This is a genomic window from Staphylococcus ureilyticus (genome assembly GCF_002902235.1).
Lineage (GTDB): Bacteria > Bacillota > Bacilli > Staphylococcales > Staphylococcaceae > Staphylococcus > Staphylococcus ureilyticus.
This window is the reverse complement of sequence record NZ_PPRL01000159.1, coordinates 1-744: the sequence shown is the minus strand read 5'-3', so window position 1 is coordinate 744 and position 744 is coordinate 1. Positions and strand designations below refer to the sequence as shown.

Genomic DNA, 744 nt, shown 5'->3' with positions numbered 1-744 from the left:
ATATTTTATAATATATACAGTTATACATAAGCGAAAAATTAAGAACATTTTGTTACAAAAGGTAATAATACTTTATAATTTATTTGTTATCGTTCATAATATTAATATTATGAATTTTAATAAGTAGTCTAGGAATTTAAGAGTATGAGGATTAACAATGGAGTATGTATAATAATTGTTTTTACTTAAAAGGAGATAAATAATGAAGACGTTTTTGAAAATACTAGGACTATTAATTATTTCGTTAATTTTGGCTGTAATTTTTTTCTTTGGTTTAAGAACTTATCAAGGTCACAAAAATTTAGAGTTAGTTGATAACTATTTAGATGAAACTCATCTAACTGATAAAATCCAGACAGAGAAAACATTATATAGTGCTAAAAAAGGTTTGTATTATAAAGAAATTAAATTTAAAGATGATTCAAATCATACTTATGTCGTTCAACCGATTAGTACATATAAAGGTATATTGGTGCAAGGTTTTGATCCAGAAACTAAGAAAAATGTCAAAGGCGCAAAACATAATGCTTTTAAAGAAAAATATCAACCTAAAGATTAAAAGTTATTTTTAATGATGTTATTATTTTATAGATTAAAGCAAAACAAGATAAAGTTGGCTGGTACCGTATTTATTTATGGCATCAGCCATTTTTTATTGAATGCTTTTATCGTATAGATTACTTTAGTAAAAATTAAAAAACATAAGCATTTTGAGCACTATTCCAAGTGAAATGTATATAAAAA

1 protein-coding gene is annotated in these 744 nt (G+C 23.7%); it reads left to right on the top strand.

Annotated elements, in window-relative coordinates:
• Positions 1–202 precede the first annotated feature (202 nt).
• Positions 203–559 (top strand): DUF3139 domain-containing protein, encoded by a 357-nt coding sequence (locus CD150_RS12765; RefSeq protein ID WP_073344041.1) that lies wholly within the window; start codon positions 203–205, stop codon positions 557–559.
• The last annotated feature ends 185 nt before the right edge of the window (positions 560–744 follow it).